The sequence below is a fragment of the Geofilum sp. OHC36d9 genome, from assembly GCF_052400685.1.
GTDB lineage: Bacteria > Bacteroidota > Bacteroidia > Bacteroidales > Marinilabiliaceae > CAZHHH01.
In genome coordinates this window covers 100,833-120,290 of sequence record NZ_JBQTGJ010000007.1, presented here as the reverse complement: position 1 = coordinate 120,290, position 19,458 = coordinate 100,833, and the positions used below count along the sequence as shown (strand labels likewise).

At 40.6% G+C, this 19,458-nt stretch carries 13 protein-coding genes and 2 tRNA genes; 9 read left to right on the top strand and 6 right to left on the bottom strand.

The genetic code is table 11. The features are described 5' to 3' along the window. Positions 1-55 precede the first annotated feature (55 nt). From ACT3CD_RS09430 to ACT3CD_RS09415, 4 genes are all read right to left on the bottom strand, one after another. Entirely contained in the window at positions 56-1,849 is a 1,794-nt protein-coding gene (locus ACT3CD_RS09430) for a RagB/SusD family nutrient uptake outer membrane protein (RefSeq protein WP_444645115.1), read from the bottom strand. Between the two features lie 35 nt (positions 1,850-1,884). Beyond that, positions 1,885-5,265 carry a TonB-dependent receptor gene (locus ACT3CD_RS09425; protein ID WP_444645113.1) on the bottom strand — a complete coding sequence of 1,127 codons (3,381 nt, stop codon included), beginning with the start codon at positions 5,263-5,265 and terminating at the stop codon, positions 1,885-1,887. A gap of 105 nt (positions 5,266-5,370) precedes the next feature. Then, positions 5,371-6,357, bottom strand: a complete 987-nt coding sequence (locus ACT3CD_RS09420; RefSeq protein WP_444645111.1) for a FecR family protein — start codon at positions 6,355-6,357, stop codon at positions 5,371-5,373. A gap of 515 nt (positions 6,358-6,872) precedes the next feature. Next, positions 6,873-7,448, bottom strand: a complete 576-nt coding sequence (locus tag ACT3CD_RS09415) for an RNA polymerase sigma-70 factor (RefSeq protein ID WP_444645109.1) — start codon at positions 7,446-7,448, stop codon at positions 6,873-6,875. A gap of 1,460 nt (positions 7,449-8,908) precedes the next feature. On the opposite strand from ACT3CD_RS09415, the gene ACT3CD_RS09410 reads away from it, so the two are divergent. The 6 genes from ACT3CD_RS09410 (at position 8,909) to upp (ending at position 11,885) form a co-directional block, all read left to right on the top strand. Continuing rightward, positions 8,909-8,980: transfer RNA gene (locus tag ACT3CD_RS09410), tRNA-Glu, on the top strand. Positions 8,981-9,020: 40 nt separating this feature from the next. After that, on the top strand, positions 9,021-9,275 hold the full coding sequence (rpsT, locus tag ACT3CD_RS09405) for a 30S ribosomal protein S20 (RefSeq protein ID WP_444645107.1): 255 nt from the start codon (positions 9,021-9,023) through the stop codon (positions 9,273-9,275). Positions 9,276-9,288: 13 nt separating this feature from the next. Continuing rightward, positions 9,289-9,360 (top strand) — tRNA-Glu (locus tag ACT3CD_RS09400). Between the two features lie 90 nt (positions 9,361-9,450). Continuing rightward, complete coding sequence (gene radC, locus ACT3CD_RS09395; RefSeq protein ID WP_444645105.1) at positions 9,451-10,149, top strand: RadC family protein; 699 nt, start codon at positions 9,451-9,453, stop codon at positions 10,147-10,149. A gap of 3 nt (positions 10,150-10,152) precedes the next feature. Further along, positions 10,153-11,076 carry a hypothetical protein gene (locus ACT3CD_RS09390; protein ID WP_444645103.1) on the top strand — a complete coding sequence of 308 codons (924 nt, stop codon included), beginning with the start codon at positions 10,153-10,155 and terminating at the stop codon, positions 11,074-11,076. Between the two features lie 155 nt (positions 11,077-11,231). Further along, a complete protein-coding gene (upp, locus tag ACT3CD_RS09385; protein ID WP_444645101.1) occupies positions 11,232-11,885 on the top strand; it encodes a uracil phosphoribosyltransferase in 654 nt (217 codons plus the stop codon). On the opposite strand, the gene folK is transcribed toward upp, so the two are convergent. Next, complete coding sequence (folK, locus tag ACT3CD_RS09380; protein ID WP_444645100.1) at positions 11,882-12,382, bottom strand: 2-amino-4-hydroxy-6-hydroxymethyldihydropteridine diphosphokinase; 501 nt, start codon at positions 12,380-12,382, stop codon at positions 11,882-11,884. The two genes, upp and folK, sit on opposite strands and share 4 nt — an antisense overlap. A 102-nt stretch (positions 12,383-12,484) precedes the next feature. Here folK and sppA point away from each other — a divergent pair, with 102 nt between their 5' ends. The 3 genes from sppA to ACT3CD_RS09365 all read left to right on the top strand — a co-directional run bounded on the left by sppA (position 12,485) and on the right by ACT3CD_RS09365 (position 16,544). After that, the gene (gene sppA / locus ACT3CD_RS09375; protein ID WP_444645098.1) at positions 12,485-14,248 is read left to right on the top strand and encodes a signal peptide peptidase SppA; all 1,764 of its coding nucleotides are present in this window, start codon (positions 12,485-12,487) and stop codon (positions 14,246-14,248) included. Positions 14,249-14,656: 408 nt separating this feature from the next. Then, entirely contained in the window at positions 14,657-15,721 is a 1,065-nt protein-coding gene (gene lpxK, locus ACT3CD_RS09370) for a tetraacyldisaccharide 4'-kinase (protein ID WP_444645096.1), read from the top strand. A 10-nt stretch (positions 15,722-15,731) separates the two neighbouring features. Next, positions 15,732-16,544, top strand: a complete 813-nt coding sequence (locus ACT3CD_RS09365) for a purine-nucleoside phosphorylase (RefSeq protein WP_444645094.1) — start codon at positions 15,732-15,734, stop codon at positions 16,542-16,544. Here the strand turns inward: ACT3CD_RS09365 and ACT3CD_RS09360 are convergent, their stop codons facing one another. Next, the gene (locus ACT3CD_RS09360; protein WP_444645092.1) at positions 16,545-19,400 is read right to left on the bottom strand and encodes a lamin tail domain-containing protein; all 2,856 of its coding nucleotides are present in this window, start codon (positions 19,398-19,400) and stop codon (positions 16,545-16,547) included. Positions 19,401-19,458: the final 58 nt, after the last annotated feature.

The following is a 19,458-nucleotide window of genomic DNA, read 5'->3' as shown; positions in this document are numbered from 1 at the left end:
AAAAACAGCTTTATGGCCCGTTTCATCTTGCAACTATTTATATTAACATCAGGATTTAATTATCATATCCCGGATTTTCTAAAAGATTTGAATTATTCCCTGTTCTGGCCGGTGTTATTGGGAAATAATAATTGCGATCATAAAAAGCCGGAGGGTTAACAGTTCCATCTAAATTTTCAACTACAATAACCTGGTATTTTCTAGTATTGTAATCGAGTCTATACCTTAACCCACTAAACTTTCTTTCCGAACTACTGGTCAATTCATTAACAGCCGTTCTCCAACGACGTACATCCCAATACCTGTGTCCTTCGAAGGCCAATTCTATTTTCCGCTCATGGCGGATTTTATCTCTGTCAATATCTGTCAATTGAGCAACACCGGCCCGAACCCTGATTTTATTAATCGCATTTAAGGCTTCGTCGGGTTTATCAAGCTCAAATGCTGCTTCAGCAAAATTCAACAAGACCTCACCATAACGAAATAACTTCCAGTCTTGTGGTGACGTGTTTCTCTCGCCATTCACATCCTTATCTTCATCCAAATATTTCAAAATACCAAAACCAGATCCTTGTGTATAATCCTGAGCTTGCTCTCCAAGCGTCTTCAACCCTTGATAGGATCCTGTTTCTTGTACTGATCCATCCGGAAGTATAATCCCTTTGTGCCATGAAAGGTTTATACCTTTCCACGCCATACCTTGATAATAAATGGTTGCAAAGAATCGAGGTTCTTTCCCCTGAAATAATTCTTCTCCGGTCCAAAATCCCTGTTGAATGGCATCTCTATCCAGAGGAGCTGCTTCACCCGGCGTACCATTTACATTTTCAAATTCATCAACCATCTCTAAATAGGGCTGACCAGTATTCCCACTTCCCCATGCATTAGGTTTTGGACCCTGAAAGAAATCCAATGACCAACCTTGTCCCGGGGCCCAATTTGAAACGTACTCATCATGCACACGGGCAAATATGACTTCCTCATTCTCGTCTTCCAGAAATAATTGTTTAAAATTCTTAATCTTATCTTCGGGATATCGGTTAAATAAAGAGTGCACTCCACCACTAATAATTGTAGATGCCGCATCGTATGATATCTTATAATAGTCTTTTGCTTCAGAAGCAGGAAATCCTAAAATACCATCCAGTTGCTGAGTCCCAAATTGAGCAATACTTCCAGCGTAAAGTGCTGCGCGACATTTCAATGCTGCTGCCGCCCATTTGGTAGGTCTGCCATAATCTGTCGTTCTAACAGAAGGTAGATCATTAAAAATATCATCACATTCAGAAATGATAAAATCATATATTGTTTTCTCAGAATCTCTTGAACGGAAAAGCTCTTCTTCAGAATCATCAATACTTTGGGCGCTGGTTATTAATGGAACACCACCGTATCGAATCACCATCGCAAAATAATTGTAAGCCCTGATAAATCGAGCTTCGGCCGCCCTGTCTATTTTGAAATCCTCACTAACAGGCGAATCAGGAACCCTATCGATAAAAGTATTCAAATCTCGAATAATCTTATATGAATCTTCCCACCAAGGCAACGGATTGGAGTTAACCTTAATGCTTCCTCTTTTCCAACTTCCTAATCCTCTATCACTGGCCTCGTCAGAAATCCCATCTATATCCATGTGCCACCATGTCCGGGCATTTGCCTCAGTCCAGGAATCCTTATCCCATACGCACATCCTCGTATATACACCTGTGAGATAAGAATCAATAAGCACCTCGTCGTTCCATACCGCTGCGTCTGATATAATATCTAATGGTTCTTTATCCAAGACATTTTCGCACGAAGACGCAATTACCAATATAAATATGAAACTATATATTAGTTTTTTCATAATACAAATTTTATCTAGTTAAAATATATTACCGACTAAAAAGTAAGGGTCGCACCAACAGAAACAGTTCTCTGTTGCGGATAATAATATGCAGAATGACCACTGGTAGCCATAGGCGCTTCCGGATCCAATCCATATTCACTCAGTTTATCAAAAGTCAGTAAATTAGTGCCAGCCAGGTATAAACGCACTTTTGAGAAATTAACTCTTTCCACCCATCTTTGTGGAAGTGAATAGCCGAACGTAGCCGTTTTTAGTCGAATATAACCGGCTTTCTTAAAACGATAGTCAGAATATAATCCGTTGGTACCTGCCCCGCCAAGACGAGGAACTAATGCATCAGCATTGTTGTTCGCTTCAGTCCATCTCAACTCATAATAAGTCGACATATTTGTTGTAAGATCAACATATGTATAATGGCCAAAAGCGCCTTGCCACAATGAAGTCAGGTCGAAGTTACCATAGGTAAACCGCGTATTAATACCAACCGTCCAATGAGGTAATTGTCCTTTACCAATCTCAACCTGGTCTTTCCAGTTCAGAACACCATCATCATTCACATCAACGTATTTAATATCGCCCGGCCTCAAACTCGTGTTTCCTTGTTGATCCTGATCAAATTCCAAATTGTCAATTTCTTCCTGACTCGTAAATAAATGATCACTTTTATACCCAAAGGTTACATCAGTCCATCGTCCGGAACGTTTTGAAATTCTTTTTTGATCCGGGTCCTCATAGTCGGGCTCTTCAAAATGCATCCATTTAGCTCTTGACCACGCAACCAATGCACTTATATCCCAGGTGAATTTCGGAAATTCGCCCGCAGTACCAACTTTGAAGTCAAAGCCGCGATTATTTAAACTGTTTATGTTCTCTGGAGGTAAACTGGCTCCAAAAGTATTAGGAAGCGAAAGAATCCTGGTTCCCGGAATGCCTTCCCGTTCCCGATAAAACACATCCATTTCTCCGTACAATTTTCTTCTCCACATTGAGAACTCTGCCCCCACATTGTACAATGAAATATTTTCCCAGGTCAGATTAGGATTTGCTAACCCTGTTGTATACAATCCGGCATTATATTCTGAACCAAATTTATAAACCCCATAATTTGCTTTAAATGAGTATCCGGTCAGATATTGAAAATTTCCAACGCCATCATTCCCCGATTGTCCGAAACTGGCTTTTAACTTCAAATTATCAAACAGACCCAAATCGGCAATAAAATTCTCCTCAGACAATCTCCAGGCCAAAAGAATACTTGGGAAATAACCCCATCTTTTATCGGAAGGGAATTTTGCAGATGCATCCGCACGAAAAATAGCCTCTAAAAGATACTTGTCTTTAAATGAATAATTTAACCTACCCACAAAACTCTTTCTACCCATTTCACTTGCAGTTCCGTCGTTTGTTGAGGTCCCTGAATCTCCTGCATACAATTGATCCAATGCAGATGTAATAAAATTGCTTCGTCTGGTATAAAGATAATCCGACTTATAGCCAATGCTCTCATAAAGAGCAAGTACCGTTAAGTGATGGTCAACATTAAATCGTCTGTCATAGTTGAGTGAAAACTGCGAGGTTAAGATTTGGCTCTCAGATTTTCTCAAGCTTAAAGCAGACTCACCTCTGGTGTCTGCCTGAAGCGTATAGATATCATCTTCATAGGCATAATTCCACATTTCATAGCCACCATAAAAGGTTTTTTGCTTTGTATAGTCCTTCAAATAATGCCAGGTATACTTAGCTGACAAACCTTTAATGAAATTCACATCGTAGTTTAAGGCAAAAGTACCTTCAACCCTTTGAAAATCGGTATCATTATACCCGCCAATATCCCTGTTAGATCCGCCATAAGCAGGATAATTTGTACCCACATATGGAAGCTTATCATCTTCGGGAAAGTCTGACCGATACATTGGGTTACTAAACCATAAGTCCTGCCAAAGCTCCGGATAATCACGACTCATATTACGTTTAGTTTCATTTAGATCACGAACCACACTCGAAACATCAATTTTCATATCCAAATTATCAGTCAGCTTCATATCAACATTCGACTGAAAATTATATCTCTGAAAATCTCCGCCATTCTTTTTCCAAAGCGTTTCTTGCTTCAGATAGCCCAAAAAACCATAATATTTGATTCTTTCGGATCCACCACGAACAGAAATATTATGCTCCTGCTGAGGTGCCCAATCTCTGATTAATAAACTAAACCAATCCGTATTAGGGTGATAAAGAGGATCACTACCATCGTAAAACATTCTTATATCTTCTTCCGAATAAGGGGCATTTTCTTCTGGTTTACCTGCCTGAAGATACGCCTCTCTTTGCATCTCTGCATACTGACCGGAGCTTACCGTTTTCGGGAAATTTGTGATCCCCTGACCGGAAAAAGAAGTATTTAAAGAAAAGACAGGCTTAGAAATATTACCTCGCTTGGTAGATACTAAAACCACACCATTACCAGCACGAGCACCATAAATGGAGGCAGAACCATCCTTCAAAACAGAGATGGATTCTATGGAATTCGGATCCAACAGATTCAAATCTCCTTCAACACCGTCTACAATAACCAACGGATTTCCAAAACCACGAATATTTAGTGTAGCTGCATCGGCCCCCGGTCTACCTTCCGATTGTACAGTGATTAAACCTGGCAAACGTCCAGTAAGAGCATTGGATGCTGAAGAAATAGGAGCTATCGTTAAATCTTTACTCTGAACCGATGAAATTGCGCCTGCAAGTGAAGATTTACGTCTTGTTCCATAACCAATTGCAACCACTTCATCAATGGTTATGGCCTCTTCAACCATTACCACATTAATGGTTGTCTGTCCTGCCACAGGTACTTCCTGATCTTTCATTCCAATAAAAGAAAAGATGAGTATGGCATCCGAAGAAAAATTAGTGAGAGTATAAATCCCTTCACTATTTGTAATAGTACCATTGGTCGTTCCTTTCTCAAAAACGGATACACCTGGCAAAGCATCCCCGGTGGAATCAACAACACGTCCGGAAATATTAACCTTTTGTGGCGCAACCGGCGCCTTTGCGGGTGAAAGAATGACATGTCCATCGCGAATAACAGTCGTTATCTTTCCTTTACCAAATAATTGATCTACTACAGTAGAGATTTCCTCATTTTGGACAGCGATGTCAACTTTTTTATAGACATCAATTAACCCGTTATCGTAAAGAAAATAAATTCCGCTTTGCTCTTCTATCTGTGACAGCACCTCTTTAATAGAGGCATCTTTCATGTTTAAAGTTAAGCGTGTTGATTGCGAATAGCTATTCCCTGCCAGGATTTGCAGTGTACTTACAAAAGCCAGAAATAGACTTATTCGAATAGTTCTGAAAAACTTTCTGTGCCTGAAAAACACCAGACACAATGAATTCGCATTTTTTTTCATAAATTTGAATGTTTAAATTACTATTATTTAAATCTGCTCAAAGAGCAGCTGGAAGGAAGTGTTGCAGCACTTCCTTCTTTATTTATGATGATAGATATCAACTATTTATCTGTTTGAACTACTAATAATAACTTCTCTCTTTCGGGTTATGTCGGTTGTCTTATCCAGTCTCGCGGGGATTTGTTCTACTTTTATCGGAGAGGCTATTTCCAACATTTCCAAAATCTGACTCAACGATTCATTTTCAAAAGTTGAGGAAATCTTATAATCCATGATCTTCGGATCAGTAATTTTCACATCAACACCAAACCAACGTTCAAGTCGCCGTGCAATTTCAGGCATCGGGCACTCATCAAGAATTAACTTATTTTCGTGCCAGCCAATATATTTTTCGATATCTTCTGTCGAAATGATCGTTTCATTACGCATTTTATCGACCACGGCTCGTTCGCCCGGTTTCATGATAAATTCTTTACCTGTCTTAAAACCTAATGAATTCAATTTGATGCTTCCCTCTGCCAATACAACTTCTATAGTGGTATCTTCAGGGAATGCCTTACAATTAAATTGTGTGCCTAATACAGTTACGCTAACACTCCCCGACGCAACCTGAAATGGCATTTGTTCATTTTTTTTCACCTTAAAAAAAGCTTCTCCGGTCAACTTAACCTCGCGCTGTTTACCCCCAACAAAAGGAACCTTATAGCTTATCGTACTTTCTGAATTCAACCATACAACCGACCCGTCAGGCAAGGAAATCTCAGAACGAATTCCCGAAGGATTGGAGATCTTTTGTACGGCAAGTTGGTCGGCTTCAGGCTGAATTTTCTGTTTGGAAAAAAATATGACTGAAGTAATAAGCAATGGAACAAAAAGGATGGCCGCAGCCCGGGTAAGAACGTTCAGCAAGCGAAAATGCACATTCGTCTTTTCAATGCGCTTTCGCACCAATTCAAATGCCTGATGACTATTAATTCCTTCAATTGAATATAGAATTTGCTCTGCTTCAGAAATTTGAGCATCAATATCCTGCCCTTTCCGGTCTGAAAGAATTTTTTTAAATCGCTGTACTATTTGAGTGTCTTTTAACATTTCTTTAATTCAGTTACCTTAATCTGTATTAAAATACGATCAGAAACGTTAACACACGTACGCATATTGGAAAAAAAATTTAATAAATATTTAAAACGAAGAATCCCTGATAGATAGTGCCGGAAAGAAATGATTTTTTTTATTACGATCGCTTTCAAAACGGTCTTTCACAACAATAAAATAATAGTTTTAAAGTTGCACAAGCCTCGAAATAAAACTTTTTTATCTGCCACAATAGTTTCTACGCAACTACTATATAGTGCTTATCTCTTATGTAACTCTTTTAATCAAGCCAGACATCAGTTTAGCCAACATCTTATTTAATATGCTGATTACGCAGATTTAGTTGTTTAAACAGGGATGTAGTCCCCGTATTAAGGAATTATAAAGACTAACTTCGGTGTTATGCTTGTTCTAAAAATGGTCATTTACGGGAGTAAAAGCCTTGATTTTTAAGACTTCACAAGCCTTGTGTTTGAACTTTATATTTCAAACACTTAGTTTATGGGCAGACTCTATATAATGAATAATAATAACCCTAAATAATCTTTCAATTCTACGCGAAGCACTTTTAACGCCTTACTAATTTGAGTTTCGACGGTCCGTTTGGAAATATCCAATTGAGCCGCGATTTCGTCATTCTTTAATCCATCGATTCGGCTCATTACAAAAACCTGCCGACATTTATCAGGCAACAGGTCAATCCCTTGTTTCAATTTGTCCTGAAGTTCAGAGGCAACAAACAAATCAACATCGTAAGCCAAATGATGCTTCGATAATTCCATCATCTCACTCACGTACTTTTTTTCAATTTTCAGATGTTTTAAGAAGTCGAGACAAGCGTTTTTAACCGATGAAAAAAAGTAATTTTTAAAAGAATCGCATAAAATTATCTGATTATGCCTCGACCATAAGCGGACAAAAAAATCCTGAACAATCTCTTCAGAATCAGCCGTGCTTATCGTAAACTGAGAAGCATATGTCACCAAACCCGGATAATAAAAATGAAACAACAATTGAAAAGCAGTTTGATCCCCATCTTTAAGGCGAACAATTAAATCCTTTTCCAAAACTCCTCTAATAACTTGCATGCATTGGATTTAGATGTCATTAATATAGGTAAAACCGAAAGATTCAAAAAATCAGGGACTCGTCCGAAAAGTCAACCACTTACAAAACGATATGATTGGGTGACCGAAGGCTGGAAACCATATATTACGAGGCGCATTATCCTCAAGTATATTGCCGTAAACGTTCTCTCCTCCTTTCATTTCTTCCAAAATTACGATTCTGGCTAACAATAAAATTAAAATTTCCCAATCACGCATAATAAATGCAAGAAAAAGAGGAAATTACGTAAAACATTTTTTCAAACAAACTGATGCCTTTTAAACACTTTATGTAAAGACTTATCAGGCCTGATTTGTTTAGTGGGCTATACAATAAATGTAATTAATTATCCAAATAGTAACAATCAGATAAAGCCGGCAACCATTATCTGTAGTAGCAATTCGTTAGGTCGAAATTTAAAATTTAACCACAAACTGTAGCTTCTATAATTTTTAACACCCCATGTTTTTATCGATCACCCGTATTTAAATACAACTTCGAGTTTTTGTTAAAATTTTTGACAAATTTAATTACTTTCTCCTTTTTTGTATAATGTTTTTTAACAAAAAAATACAATTAAAATAACCCTATAATAATTTCCATCGCTCCTAATGAGTGTTTGTCTATAAAATAAACTACTTCGTTATGCGTGCCATAAAAACAGTCATTTACGAAAATTAAACGCCTTTATTTTTTTGACTTCACAAACCTTGTAATTGTGCTATATATTTCAGACACCTAATTTATGGACAGTCTCTAACTAAGATCCGCCTATAAAATTCAACTTCTGCGTTACGTTAGCGCTCGAAATAATCATTTAAACAAATAAACTCAGTTTTTTTCAACTGCGCAAGGCTTAAATTAAAACGTTCTCGCTCAAACTCCTTATTTTTAGACAGACCCTATAAAATCATCACAATAAAAAAAGGTAATACTTTGTGCTCAGACTTGAACATTTTATCGAAACAAATAATTTCAATTTTCGAACTCCCAATCCGGCGCGAAAATAGGCATAAAAGATCATCTAATGAATGAAAAAAATAATGAAAATGGGATCTGTCTTAATCAGGTTCTGATAATATCGGATTATAAAGGTCAACGCCTGTATTATGATCGCTCTCAAAACGGCCATTTACATCAGGAAACTCACCGCATTACCAGACTATATTTCTTTGAAGCGTGATTAATGTTAGATATTTTAGGTACATTTGATCTTGAAAAAAATAAATTGCTCTCTACTTATCAGTATTTCGACATCTGACAGCAACCATATATTCATCAATCATTTATAAAAACATTCAGGTAAATTTACTTCCATGTTTGATGTCCCCTTTGGAAAGAAACCATACTTTTTACACATTTTTTGAATCAGATATTTGGAAGAAGTGAAAATTGATATATCTTTGCATCCGCAATTGAAAAAGGATTTCATTGCTTTGAAGGTCCCTTCGTCTAGGGGTTAGGACGCCAGGTTTTCATCCTGGAAACAGGGGTTCGATTCCCCTAGGGACTACTAATTAGAGTACCATTAAGAACTTTATACATAAATAACGATGGCAAATCATCAGTCAGCAAAAAAAAGGATCAGACAAGCAGAAGCTCACAATTTGCATAACAAATATTATGCAAAAACAGCTCGGAATGCTGTAAAAGCTTTGCGCAGTACGACCGATAAAGAAGCTGCAAGCACGCTTTATCCAAAAGTAGTGTCAATGATCGACAAATTGGCTAAAAGAAACATCATTCACAAGAATAAGGCTTCCAACCTAAAAGCCAGTTTGGCTCTTCACATTAAGGGGTTGGCATAGAGCCATCTTTAATGGTCCCTTCGTCTAGGGGTTAGGACGCCAGGTTTTCATCCTGGAAACAGGGGTTCGATTCCCCTAGGGACTACATAGGTCAGTCTTACCAGAAACGGTAAGACTTTTATTGTTTGCTGGCAATAGTACAAAACTTTTCATAAATTGGACAATAAAAAGCGCTATGCTCCAATACGAAAAGCTGACCATCAAGCAACTGGCAGCCGAAGACCGACCCCGGGAAAAAGTACTACAAAAAGGGTTGTCAGCACTTTCGGAAGCCGAACTTCTGGCGATCCTTTTAGGTTCGGGCAGCGCCAAAGAGTCGGCTGTTGAATTGGCCCGAAAAATATTAGCTGCCTACCATAATAATCTCAACCAGCTGGGAAAAGCAGGTATTGACGAACTTAAAAATAATTTTCACGGTGTAGGCGAAGCCAAAGCAATTACAATTATTGCTGCGATGGAATTAGGACGGCGGCGGCGTTTGCAGGAATCTCTTGAGATGCCGGCCATCAAAAACAGCAACGATGCCTACCAAATTCTACAGCCCATACTCGGGCACCTTCCGCACGAAGAATTCTGGATACTGATGCTCAACCGCTCCAACCGCGTCCTCACCCGCTACAACGTCAGCAAAGGTGGACTTACAGGAACGGTAATTGATGTGCGGCTCATTTTAAAAAAGGCTCTTGAAAGCCATGCCGCCTCCATGATACTCGCACACAATCATCCGTCGGGCAACAAACAGCCCAGTGGTGCCGACCAAACCATCACCCGTAAAATTACGGATGCCGGCCAGATAATGGATATTCCTGTTATTGATCACATTATTATCGCCGAAAATAACTATTTTAGCTTTGCCGATGAAGGGATGCTATAAACAATGAAACTACACCATCTTAAGAATAAAAATATAGACCGGAAGCAATGGGACATTGCGCTGTCCAAAACAAGTAACCCGAAGGTTTACGCCTCCAGTTGGTATCTTGACATTGTTTCACCCGAATGGGAAGCATACGTTAATGACGACTTCTCTGTATTAATACCAATACCTATAAAATCAGTACTGGGGATAAAACTAATCATTCAACCCCCATTTTGTCAGCAATTAGGCTTATTTTCAACCACATATAACAATTACGAAGAGCTTGTGCCAATAATAAAAAGAAATCTATTCGCAACTATAGCATGGCAATTAAAGCACCAATCGGGGCTTGAAATGGCCCCCTTTCTTCAACAAAAAACGAATTTAATTTTACCCTTACAAAACCCCTACGAAAAATTAAAAAATAATTTCACTAAAAACTGTCTCAGAAACATCTCCAAAGCCAATTTGGAAAACCAAACAGTAGAAGCATACGATTCCGTCAGTCACTACCTTAAATTTTCGAAAACGCATGCACGTTATACCCTCTCAAACAAAGACCAAACTATACTCACACAAATAATAAATACGGCACTAAAAAACGGGACAGGACACCTGTACCGAGTCACAAGCAACGAAACGCGCGAAACATTATGTGCCGGCTTCTTTATTAAGGAGTTTAAGCGAATCATCTTCCTTTCGGGACATTCCTCCCCTGTGGGATTTCAAAAAAAGAGCATGTTTATGTTACAAAATTATATGATTCAAAAACATGCAGGCAGTTCCCTTTGCGTCGATTTTGAAGGCGGAAAATTAAGTGGTGTTGGCCGATTTTATAAAGGCTTTGGGGCCATAGAAGAACCCTACTACTTAATGGAAAATAAGATATTAAAAAAACTAATGTCAGCTAAAAAAGCATTTAGTCGACTGTTATCAAGCTAAGACCACTGTCATTCTCATACGATACGCATCTAAAACCACACAAATTAAAACAACAAACATTAAAAATTGAACATATTATAACCTCTCCATTATTTGTATAAAAAAACCAATGTCAAATGAACAATATGCACTATTTTTGCGCACAAAATTACCCAATGGAGATAAAACACATTAATCAACCACCTTCAATCCTCAATCGATTTATTGCTGAAATGCGCGACTGTAACATACAGTCAGATCCGCTTCGATTTAGAAGGAATCTGGAACGGATAGGTGAAATTTTCGCTTATGAAATCAGCAAAATCCTGACGTACGAGGAGAAAAAAATTAAAACCCCACTGGGCATTGCCACCGAATTTATTCCAAACGAACAGCTGGTCATAGCGTCCATCCTTCGAGCCGGAATACCTTTGCATAATGGCTTGCTTAGTTATTTTGACCGCGCGGAAAACGCCTTTGTATCAGCCTACCGGAAATATGCCGATGACGGAAATTTCGATATCCACATTGAATACATATCGGCACCCGATTTAAACAACAAAACCATCATTTTAGCCGATCCCATGCTGGCCACCGGTTCGAGTATGGAGTTGGCCTATCAGGCACTTAAAGCCAACGGACAGGCTGCTCATATTCATATTGTAAGCATTATAGCCAGTCAGACAGGAGTTGATTACATCGTTAATATGCTAAAAGACGAACCGGTAACCTTATGGCTTGGTGTTGTTGATGAGGAGTTAAATGCCAAATCTTATATCGTACCCGGTCTGGGCGATGCCGGTGACCTGGCCTATGGCGCCAAACTCTAGCCAACACGCCACACTGCTCCGGTATCAGAACACGCTTTTAATAACTGTTGAACTGTTTTATTCAGGACAGGATGATATATCTGGGGCCACTGCTCGCAAAGCGGCAATAAAGTAAACATACGTAAGTGTAACCGCGGATGAGGAATAATCAACTCATCCGTGGTTATTGTCTTTTCATCGTAAAACAAAATATCAATATCAATACCACGGGAAGCATAACCAGCCTGATTACTTCGCTTACGCCCCAACTGCGTTTCAATATGCAATACCGATGACAACAACTGTTCCGGGTTCAGAATTGTTGTTACCTCCACCACCCGGTTCAAAAAATCATGGGATGCTTCAAATCCCCAGGGTTTACTTCCATAATCAGAAGACATTTTGACAATATCACCGACTTCTTCCGACAATAACGTCGTTGCATTTAAAAACAAACGTTGTGTTTCAGAGGTATTACCCCCCAAAAGTAACCAAGCTCTATGCGATTTATCCTTCATTTAGCAAAAACAACTTAACCCTGATATGGAAATAATTCATACAAATTAGTAATTTAGCAGCTAATGTACGAAATTAGTCATCTTTACCTTAATAACGCTGTTATGAAAAAATTTTTCAAGTATTTTTTAGCCGTCATAGCCGGCTCGCTGGTGTCATTTTTCTTGTTTTTTATCGGCATTGTCATATTCGTCAGCATATTGGCAGCTACAGGCAATGAAGAAATAAAAGTAAAAGATAATTCAATACTGGTACTTAATATAAACGGACCCATTGCCGAACGCGGCACAGACGATCCTCTCACCCAAATTATGGCACAAATAAGCGGCGATGAAGTTCCCGCAGGGCTAAATCAAATATTAACCGCCATAAAAAAAGCCAAAAAAGATGATCGCATTCGGGGCATATATTTAGAATCAGGACTTATCTCAGCCGGTTATGCTACCATAGAAGAAATTCGTGATGAACTTATCGACTTCAAAGAATCAGGCAAATTCATTTACAGTTTTTCATCGGTCTACACCCAAAAAGCTTACTATCTGGCTTCAGTTGCCGACAAAGTTTATCTGAACCCCGCCGGTATGCTTGACTTTCAAGGAATAAGCAGCACACGCACCTTTTACAAAGGAACACTGGACAAACTGGGCATTGAAATGCAGGTATTTAAACACGGTCAATTCAAATCGGCCGTGGAACCTTTCATTTTAGAAAAAATGAGTGAACCAGCCCGTCTACAAACCGAAGTCTACCTCAACTCAATCTGGAACAATACCCTTCAAAACATAGCTGCAAGACGTAACCTTGAAGTCTCACAACTGATTGCCACGGCCGAAAAATTACCCGCCTTCATGGGCGATGATGAGTTGCTGGCCTCCGGCTTAATCGATGGTTTAAAATACAAGGATGAAGTTCTCAGCGAACTAAAACAACTGACCGACACCGAAGAAAAAGACGACTTAGAAGCCGTAACCCCGGGGCAGTATTACAAAGTTTATATTCCAGGCGATAAGAAAGGCCTCGAAAAAAATAAGATAGCCATTATCTATGCCGAAGGCGAAATTGACGGCTCATCTTCGGACGGCATTCAATCTGATGACCTGTCGCGAACCATACGCGAAGCACGCCGCGACAGCTCAATAAAGGCAATTGTGTTACGTATCAATTCTCCCGGTGGCTCAGGCTTAGGCTCTGAAATAATCTGGCGCGAAGTAACACTGGCAAAAGAAGTTAAACCCGTTGTTGTGTCAATGGGAGATTTAGCTGCTTCGGGAGGCTACTACATTGCCTGTGCTGCCGACAGTATAGTGGCACAACCCAACACCCTCACCGGAAGCATTGGTGTCTTTGGACTAATACCCAACGTAAAAAAAGCCATCAATAAAATAGGTATCACTACCGATGTGGTTAAAACCAATACATTTGCCGACATGCCATCCATCGACCGGCCTTTCACTTCCGACGAAAAAGCAATTATGCAGGCCTATATTGAACGTTTCTATGGCGTTTTTATACAACGTTGTGCCGATGGACGTAATACCACCAGCGAAAAAATTGATGAAATAGGGCAAGGACGCGTATGGAGCGGCGAAAATGCCATTGGCATCAATCTGGTTGATAAAATTGGTGGCATTGACGAAGCAATTGCCATTGCTAAAAACATGGCCAATCTGGAAAACTATCGAATTGTTGAGCTTCCTGAAGTTTTACCATTCCCGGAACAGCTGATTAAAGATCTGACAGAAAATGCTTCGGCACGTGTCGGAAAGCTATTACTGGGCGAGGAGTATGAGTTGATAAAAACAGTTAAAGCTCTTCAAACGGCCTATCCCATTCAGGCCCGGATCCCGTTTGACATCAACCTTAATTAGTGTTTGTCTATAAAGTTAACTTCTGCGTTACGCTTGTCATAAAAACAGTCATTTACGAAAAGTAAACTCCTTGATTTTTATGACTTCGCAAGCCTTGAATTTGAACTTTTTATTTCAAACACTTAGTTTATGGACAGACTCTATTTAGTATTAGCAAAAGACTCAGGTGCTTGAAATTCAATTTTTGCGAAATCCGGAAAGGTGAGACTACTATGGTAAATAACCATTTTAAGGACAAACCTAACGCAGGAGTTGAACTTTTCTTGCCAGAACCCATTAGTCAAAACGATAAATAATTAAAAGCCCTGCATGGGGCTGAGCTAACAACAGCTTATCACCATGCAGGGTTTCTTAATAAAATCAATCAGCCTATCAGCTGCTTCATCGCATTAACGTAAGAATAAAAAAATGAGACTACGCCGCCTGCTACTACCTTTTTCCTGGCTTTATGCACTGGCGACAACCATTCGCAACAGACGCTTCGACAGCGGCAAGCTGCCGTCGCAAAGCTATCCCTTACCCATCATCTCAGTGGGAAATATTACCGTAGGCGGCACCGGAAAAACACCACTCACCGAACACCTGATACGTCTGTTACAGTCCGCCTATCAGGTGGCATTATTAAGCCGTGGCTACGGCCGAAAAACAAAAGGGGTAAAAATAGCCGACGAAAAAGCCGACTATGCGACCATTGGCGATGAACCCATGCAGCTGAAACAAAAATTTCCGCATCTTACCGTTGTCGTTGCCGAAAAGCGACGCGATGGCATAGCAACACTGCTCAATCATCACACCCCGCCACAGATTATCCTTATGGACGATGCCTTCCAGCACCGATATGTTAAACCGGGTCTATCCATCCTGGTAATGGATTACCATCGTCCGATATGGAAAGACATCTGTTTGCCTGCCGGAAATTTACGCGAACCTGCCTCAGGGATGAAACGCGCCGACCACATCGTCGTCAGCAAATGCCCACCCGATCTTTCCGTACAAGCGGCTGACAACATCAAAAAAAAGCTTAACATACAACCCCAGCAACAAATATTCTTCACCACAATTCGATACGGAGAACCGCAAAAACTAATAAAAGGGAAACACAAAAATTCATTCAGCCAGTTACTGAGCCAAACGACTAATCCCATAACTTTATTGGCTGGCATAGGTAATCCTGTTCCATTCTTCCGCATGGCAGAAAAATATGGTAAACCCATCAACAAAATACAATTTGCCGATCATCATGACTTCACAAAACAAGAGCTGCATGATATCGAAAAAAAAATCAGCCATTTAAACCAACCAAAGGGACTAATATTAACCACCGAAAAAGATGCCGTACGCTTATCGGCATCCCCATATTTGTCGCCTCAGCTGGCCGATTGCATTTGGTACATCCCCATTAAACCCACATTTTTGTTAAATGGTGAACAACAATTTAATGAGATGATTCTTCAATTTGTAGAACAGTATTAATAATCATAATATGATAGAACGCATTAAAGAAACAGCCGATTTCTTAAAAAAAACACAACCATTGCAACCCAAAACAGGAATTATATTGGGCACAGGTTTGGGAGGTCTGGTTAAAGAGATAACGATCGAAAAAACCATTCCATATCATCAAATTCCGAATTTCCCGGTTTCAACCGTCGAAGGACATCAGGGACAGTTAATATTTGGCACCATCAAAGGGAAACCGGTGATGGCCATGCAGGGCCGTTTTCACTTTTACGAAGGCTATACCATGCAGGAAGTCACCTTTCCCGTCAGAGTGATGAAGCTAATGGGCATTGAAACTCTTATTGTATCCAATGCCAGCGGCGGTCTCAACCCGGACTACAAAGTCGGCGATATAATGATTATCAACGATCACATGAATATGTTTGGCACCAACCCACTTATCGGGAAGAACATGAACGAACTGGGCACTCGCTTCCCCGATATGAGTGAGCCATACAGCCACGAACTCATTGCCAAAGCTCTCGACATAGCCAAAAAAGAATCCATTGAATTGAAACAAGGCGTATATGTGGGCACAGCAGGGCCAACCTTTGAAACACCTGCCGAATACAAATACTTTCGCATCATAGGTGGCGACACGGTAGGCATGTCAACCGTTCCGGAAGTTATCGTGGCCCGTCACATGAACATGACCTGCTTTGGGGTGTCAATCATTACAGACTCTGGCGTTCCCGGTCATATTGTCGAAATCTCGCACGAAGAAGTACAGCAAGTAGCTGCCGCTGCCGAACCAAAAATGACCAAGATAATTGCAGAACTGGTGGCGACGATTTAACTATCGTCCCACCCCTAAAACAACAACTTGCTTTTCTTCTTTTACTTCACCTTTTAAATTAAACCACTTTATCAGGATGATATAGATACCACTTTTACAAAGCGCATTCTCGTCATCGGTACCGTCCCATGCAAAAAAACCACTGGTACCAGCCAATTGATTGTTAACCAGCCGGCGAACCGGGATTCCATTACGGTTAAAAATATCAATAAAACAAGAATAACCGGCTTCCGGGAAGTGATATCGAATAAATAACAAATCATCAACCCCATCGAGGTTGGGTGTAAAAACATCGGGCTCTAAAACAAACGTAGCCGAAGTCTCCGATGCCCCGTCCACCGCCTGCGAGTTACGAAGCGTAGGTGTCGCATAATTCACATCAGCAGCAGCCGAATGCCAGTTCACGACACTATTGCTCGAACCGTTTACATCGACACGCTCCAACGACACCCCTTTGGTAGAGGAAAGCAGCGCAAAATGAAGATTTTCACTATAATTAAACCGATCTAATGTTTGGCCCGACCTATCAGTAATAAATACAATACCCTCTCCATTCACAAAATTAGGAAACCCTGTAACAGAAAATACGCACCAAGGATCAGCAATATCATACTTCTCAAGCAACACCTCCCTGTCAGACGTAAATACCAGGTATTCGCCCGGGAAAAATGCCCGCACCTCATCGGTCAACGGCACTAATTCTTCTGGTATGCCCTCAATATTATCTCTTGCAATAAAAAGTTCTGACAAATCAAGAACCCTATCTCCCCTATTATAAAGCTCAACAAAATCGACCATATCAGACGTCGGATCAAACAACAATTCATTAATAACAAAATCGAAGGGAGCTGCAACCACAGGACGAGCCAGCCGAATTGTATCGGGTAAAACCATTTCATTGCCGGCCAGGTCACACGGCGATTCGGAAAGTTCGAGATAAAACTGCTCATTGTCAGGCCACTCATCAGCAAATGAAAGTATTGCAGACGATAAAAAAGCAGAATCAATCCCGGCTTCATCAACAACCAACGACGGGCTCAACGATAGCTTCTCAACCGGGCTTAAAAATCCGGAGGTCACCGGTTCCGAAAACTCAAGCACCACCGATGAATCATTGGCCCAATACCATCCCAAAAAAGCCGGAGGTTTCAAATCAGGAAAAAACGACAGCAAAGAGTTCGCCGCACCCGGTGTTCCACCTCTCAAATCGCCTGACCAGCCCCAGTTATCAAAGTCGCCCGACAAATTATCCACATCCATCATTTCCATAGACCAACCGCCCCCCTGCTTAAAACCTTCTGCTCCCATCTCTTTGCTATACTTTAACGAAGTCACAATAGTCCCCTCATTATTTTTAAGAAACACCACTCCTTCACTATTGGCAAGTGCCGGCCAATTGGCAACCGGAAGAAAAGAAGAAGTGCTATCCCAAACCCCTTCCTTTGAAGCAGGTATCAACAATAAATAATCGCCAGGAAAAATCACGCCGTCGGTCAACGTCGCCGTTCGATCACCAATAATCAACTGATAATTTTTCAGATAAACAGGATAATCACAGCGATTAAACAACTCTATAAATTCAGAATTGGGCAATTTAACAACCGGATCAGGATCAGTCATCATCTCCGAAATAACCAAATCATTTCGCTGAGCAGGATAATACCAAAAATCATAAGGTCCGCCGGAAATTGTATCCCCATTGGTTGCCACCAAACTGTCGAAGAGTAATTGAAGCGATTCACCCCTGGGATAATCAGACGAAAGCAATAATTGATAACAGCCATCGCCGAGATCCTGAACCGATTTGATGTCAGGCCCATTGGTAGCCCAACGTGCCGATTGTGTCAAAAAATCAGATATAGAATGAGAAAAACACAACGTTAACAAACGCGATGAAGTCACACGCCAATCGGTCATCTGAGCAGGCACATACTGGTAATACAACACCGTATCGTTCAACTGATTTCCGTCGACATCAGAAACTCCTGAAACCTCCAACCGACAGTCGTTCCCGATAGCGATGCCGTGACGATACAACAGCATTAGTCCGGACTCATTGTCTGTCGTAACAATGTCAGGCAACAAAGAACCCGGCTGAATCAAAAAATGACCCGGCTCATAAAGCAACCCGGATAAAGGTTCCGAAAATGAAAGCCGAAGAAGATATTGATTACGCACTTCAAAATGCTGGACCACCGGCGGCACTGTATCGCGATAAGCCGAACCTGTCACCACAAAATCATCAAACCAAAACAAGGTACTACGCGTAGCCGTATAATGGCAATCAACGCCGGTCCAGCTTGCCGCATACCCCTCGTGATTAACAACACGCCCTTCCTCTACCCAGCCGTCACCAACATCGGCCTCTAGCACGATGATACCGCTCTTATCACGCTTAACCCTTACGCGCCCCTCGGGCTTACTGCTGTCAAGGCGACCTTCCTGACCCGTAATTAATTCCTTTTTAATCCCGTTTCTTAATTCCCACAACGAAATATTATCAGCCGAAGTACCCAGCACCAGATACAATCCCATTTTAACCTCTGAAGGAATAATTGCATCCGACGCCAAAAAGACCTGAGCAAAATTGGCAGAAGAAGGGTTGAAATCCATCCTAAAAGAGAACTGCCATACGGCATCATCCATGGCCTTGGAAGGCGTAAATAGCCAGGCCTGACCTGCCTCAGCCGGCGCATTCAGCTGAAGCGCAGCTTCCAACATATCAACAACAAACAAATCAGGACAACCCTCCCATACAGGATCCTGAGAAAAATTGCCATCCGAAAAATCATCGGCAAACTGCGCTGAAATGTTTACAGACAAGAATAGTAAGGTTAGGATAAAAAAGGGACGCATGGCGTTTTGATTTACAATTAAATGCCTATTTTTGTTCTTTCAAAAGTGACAAATATCA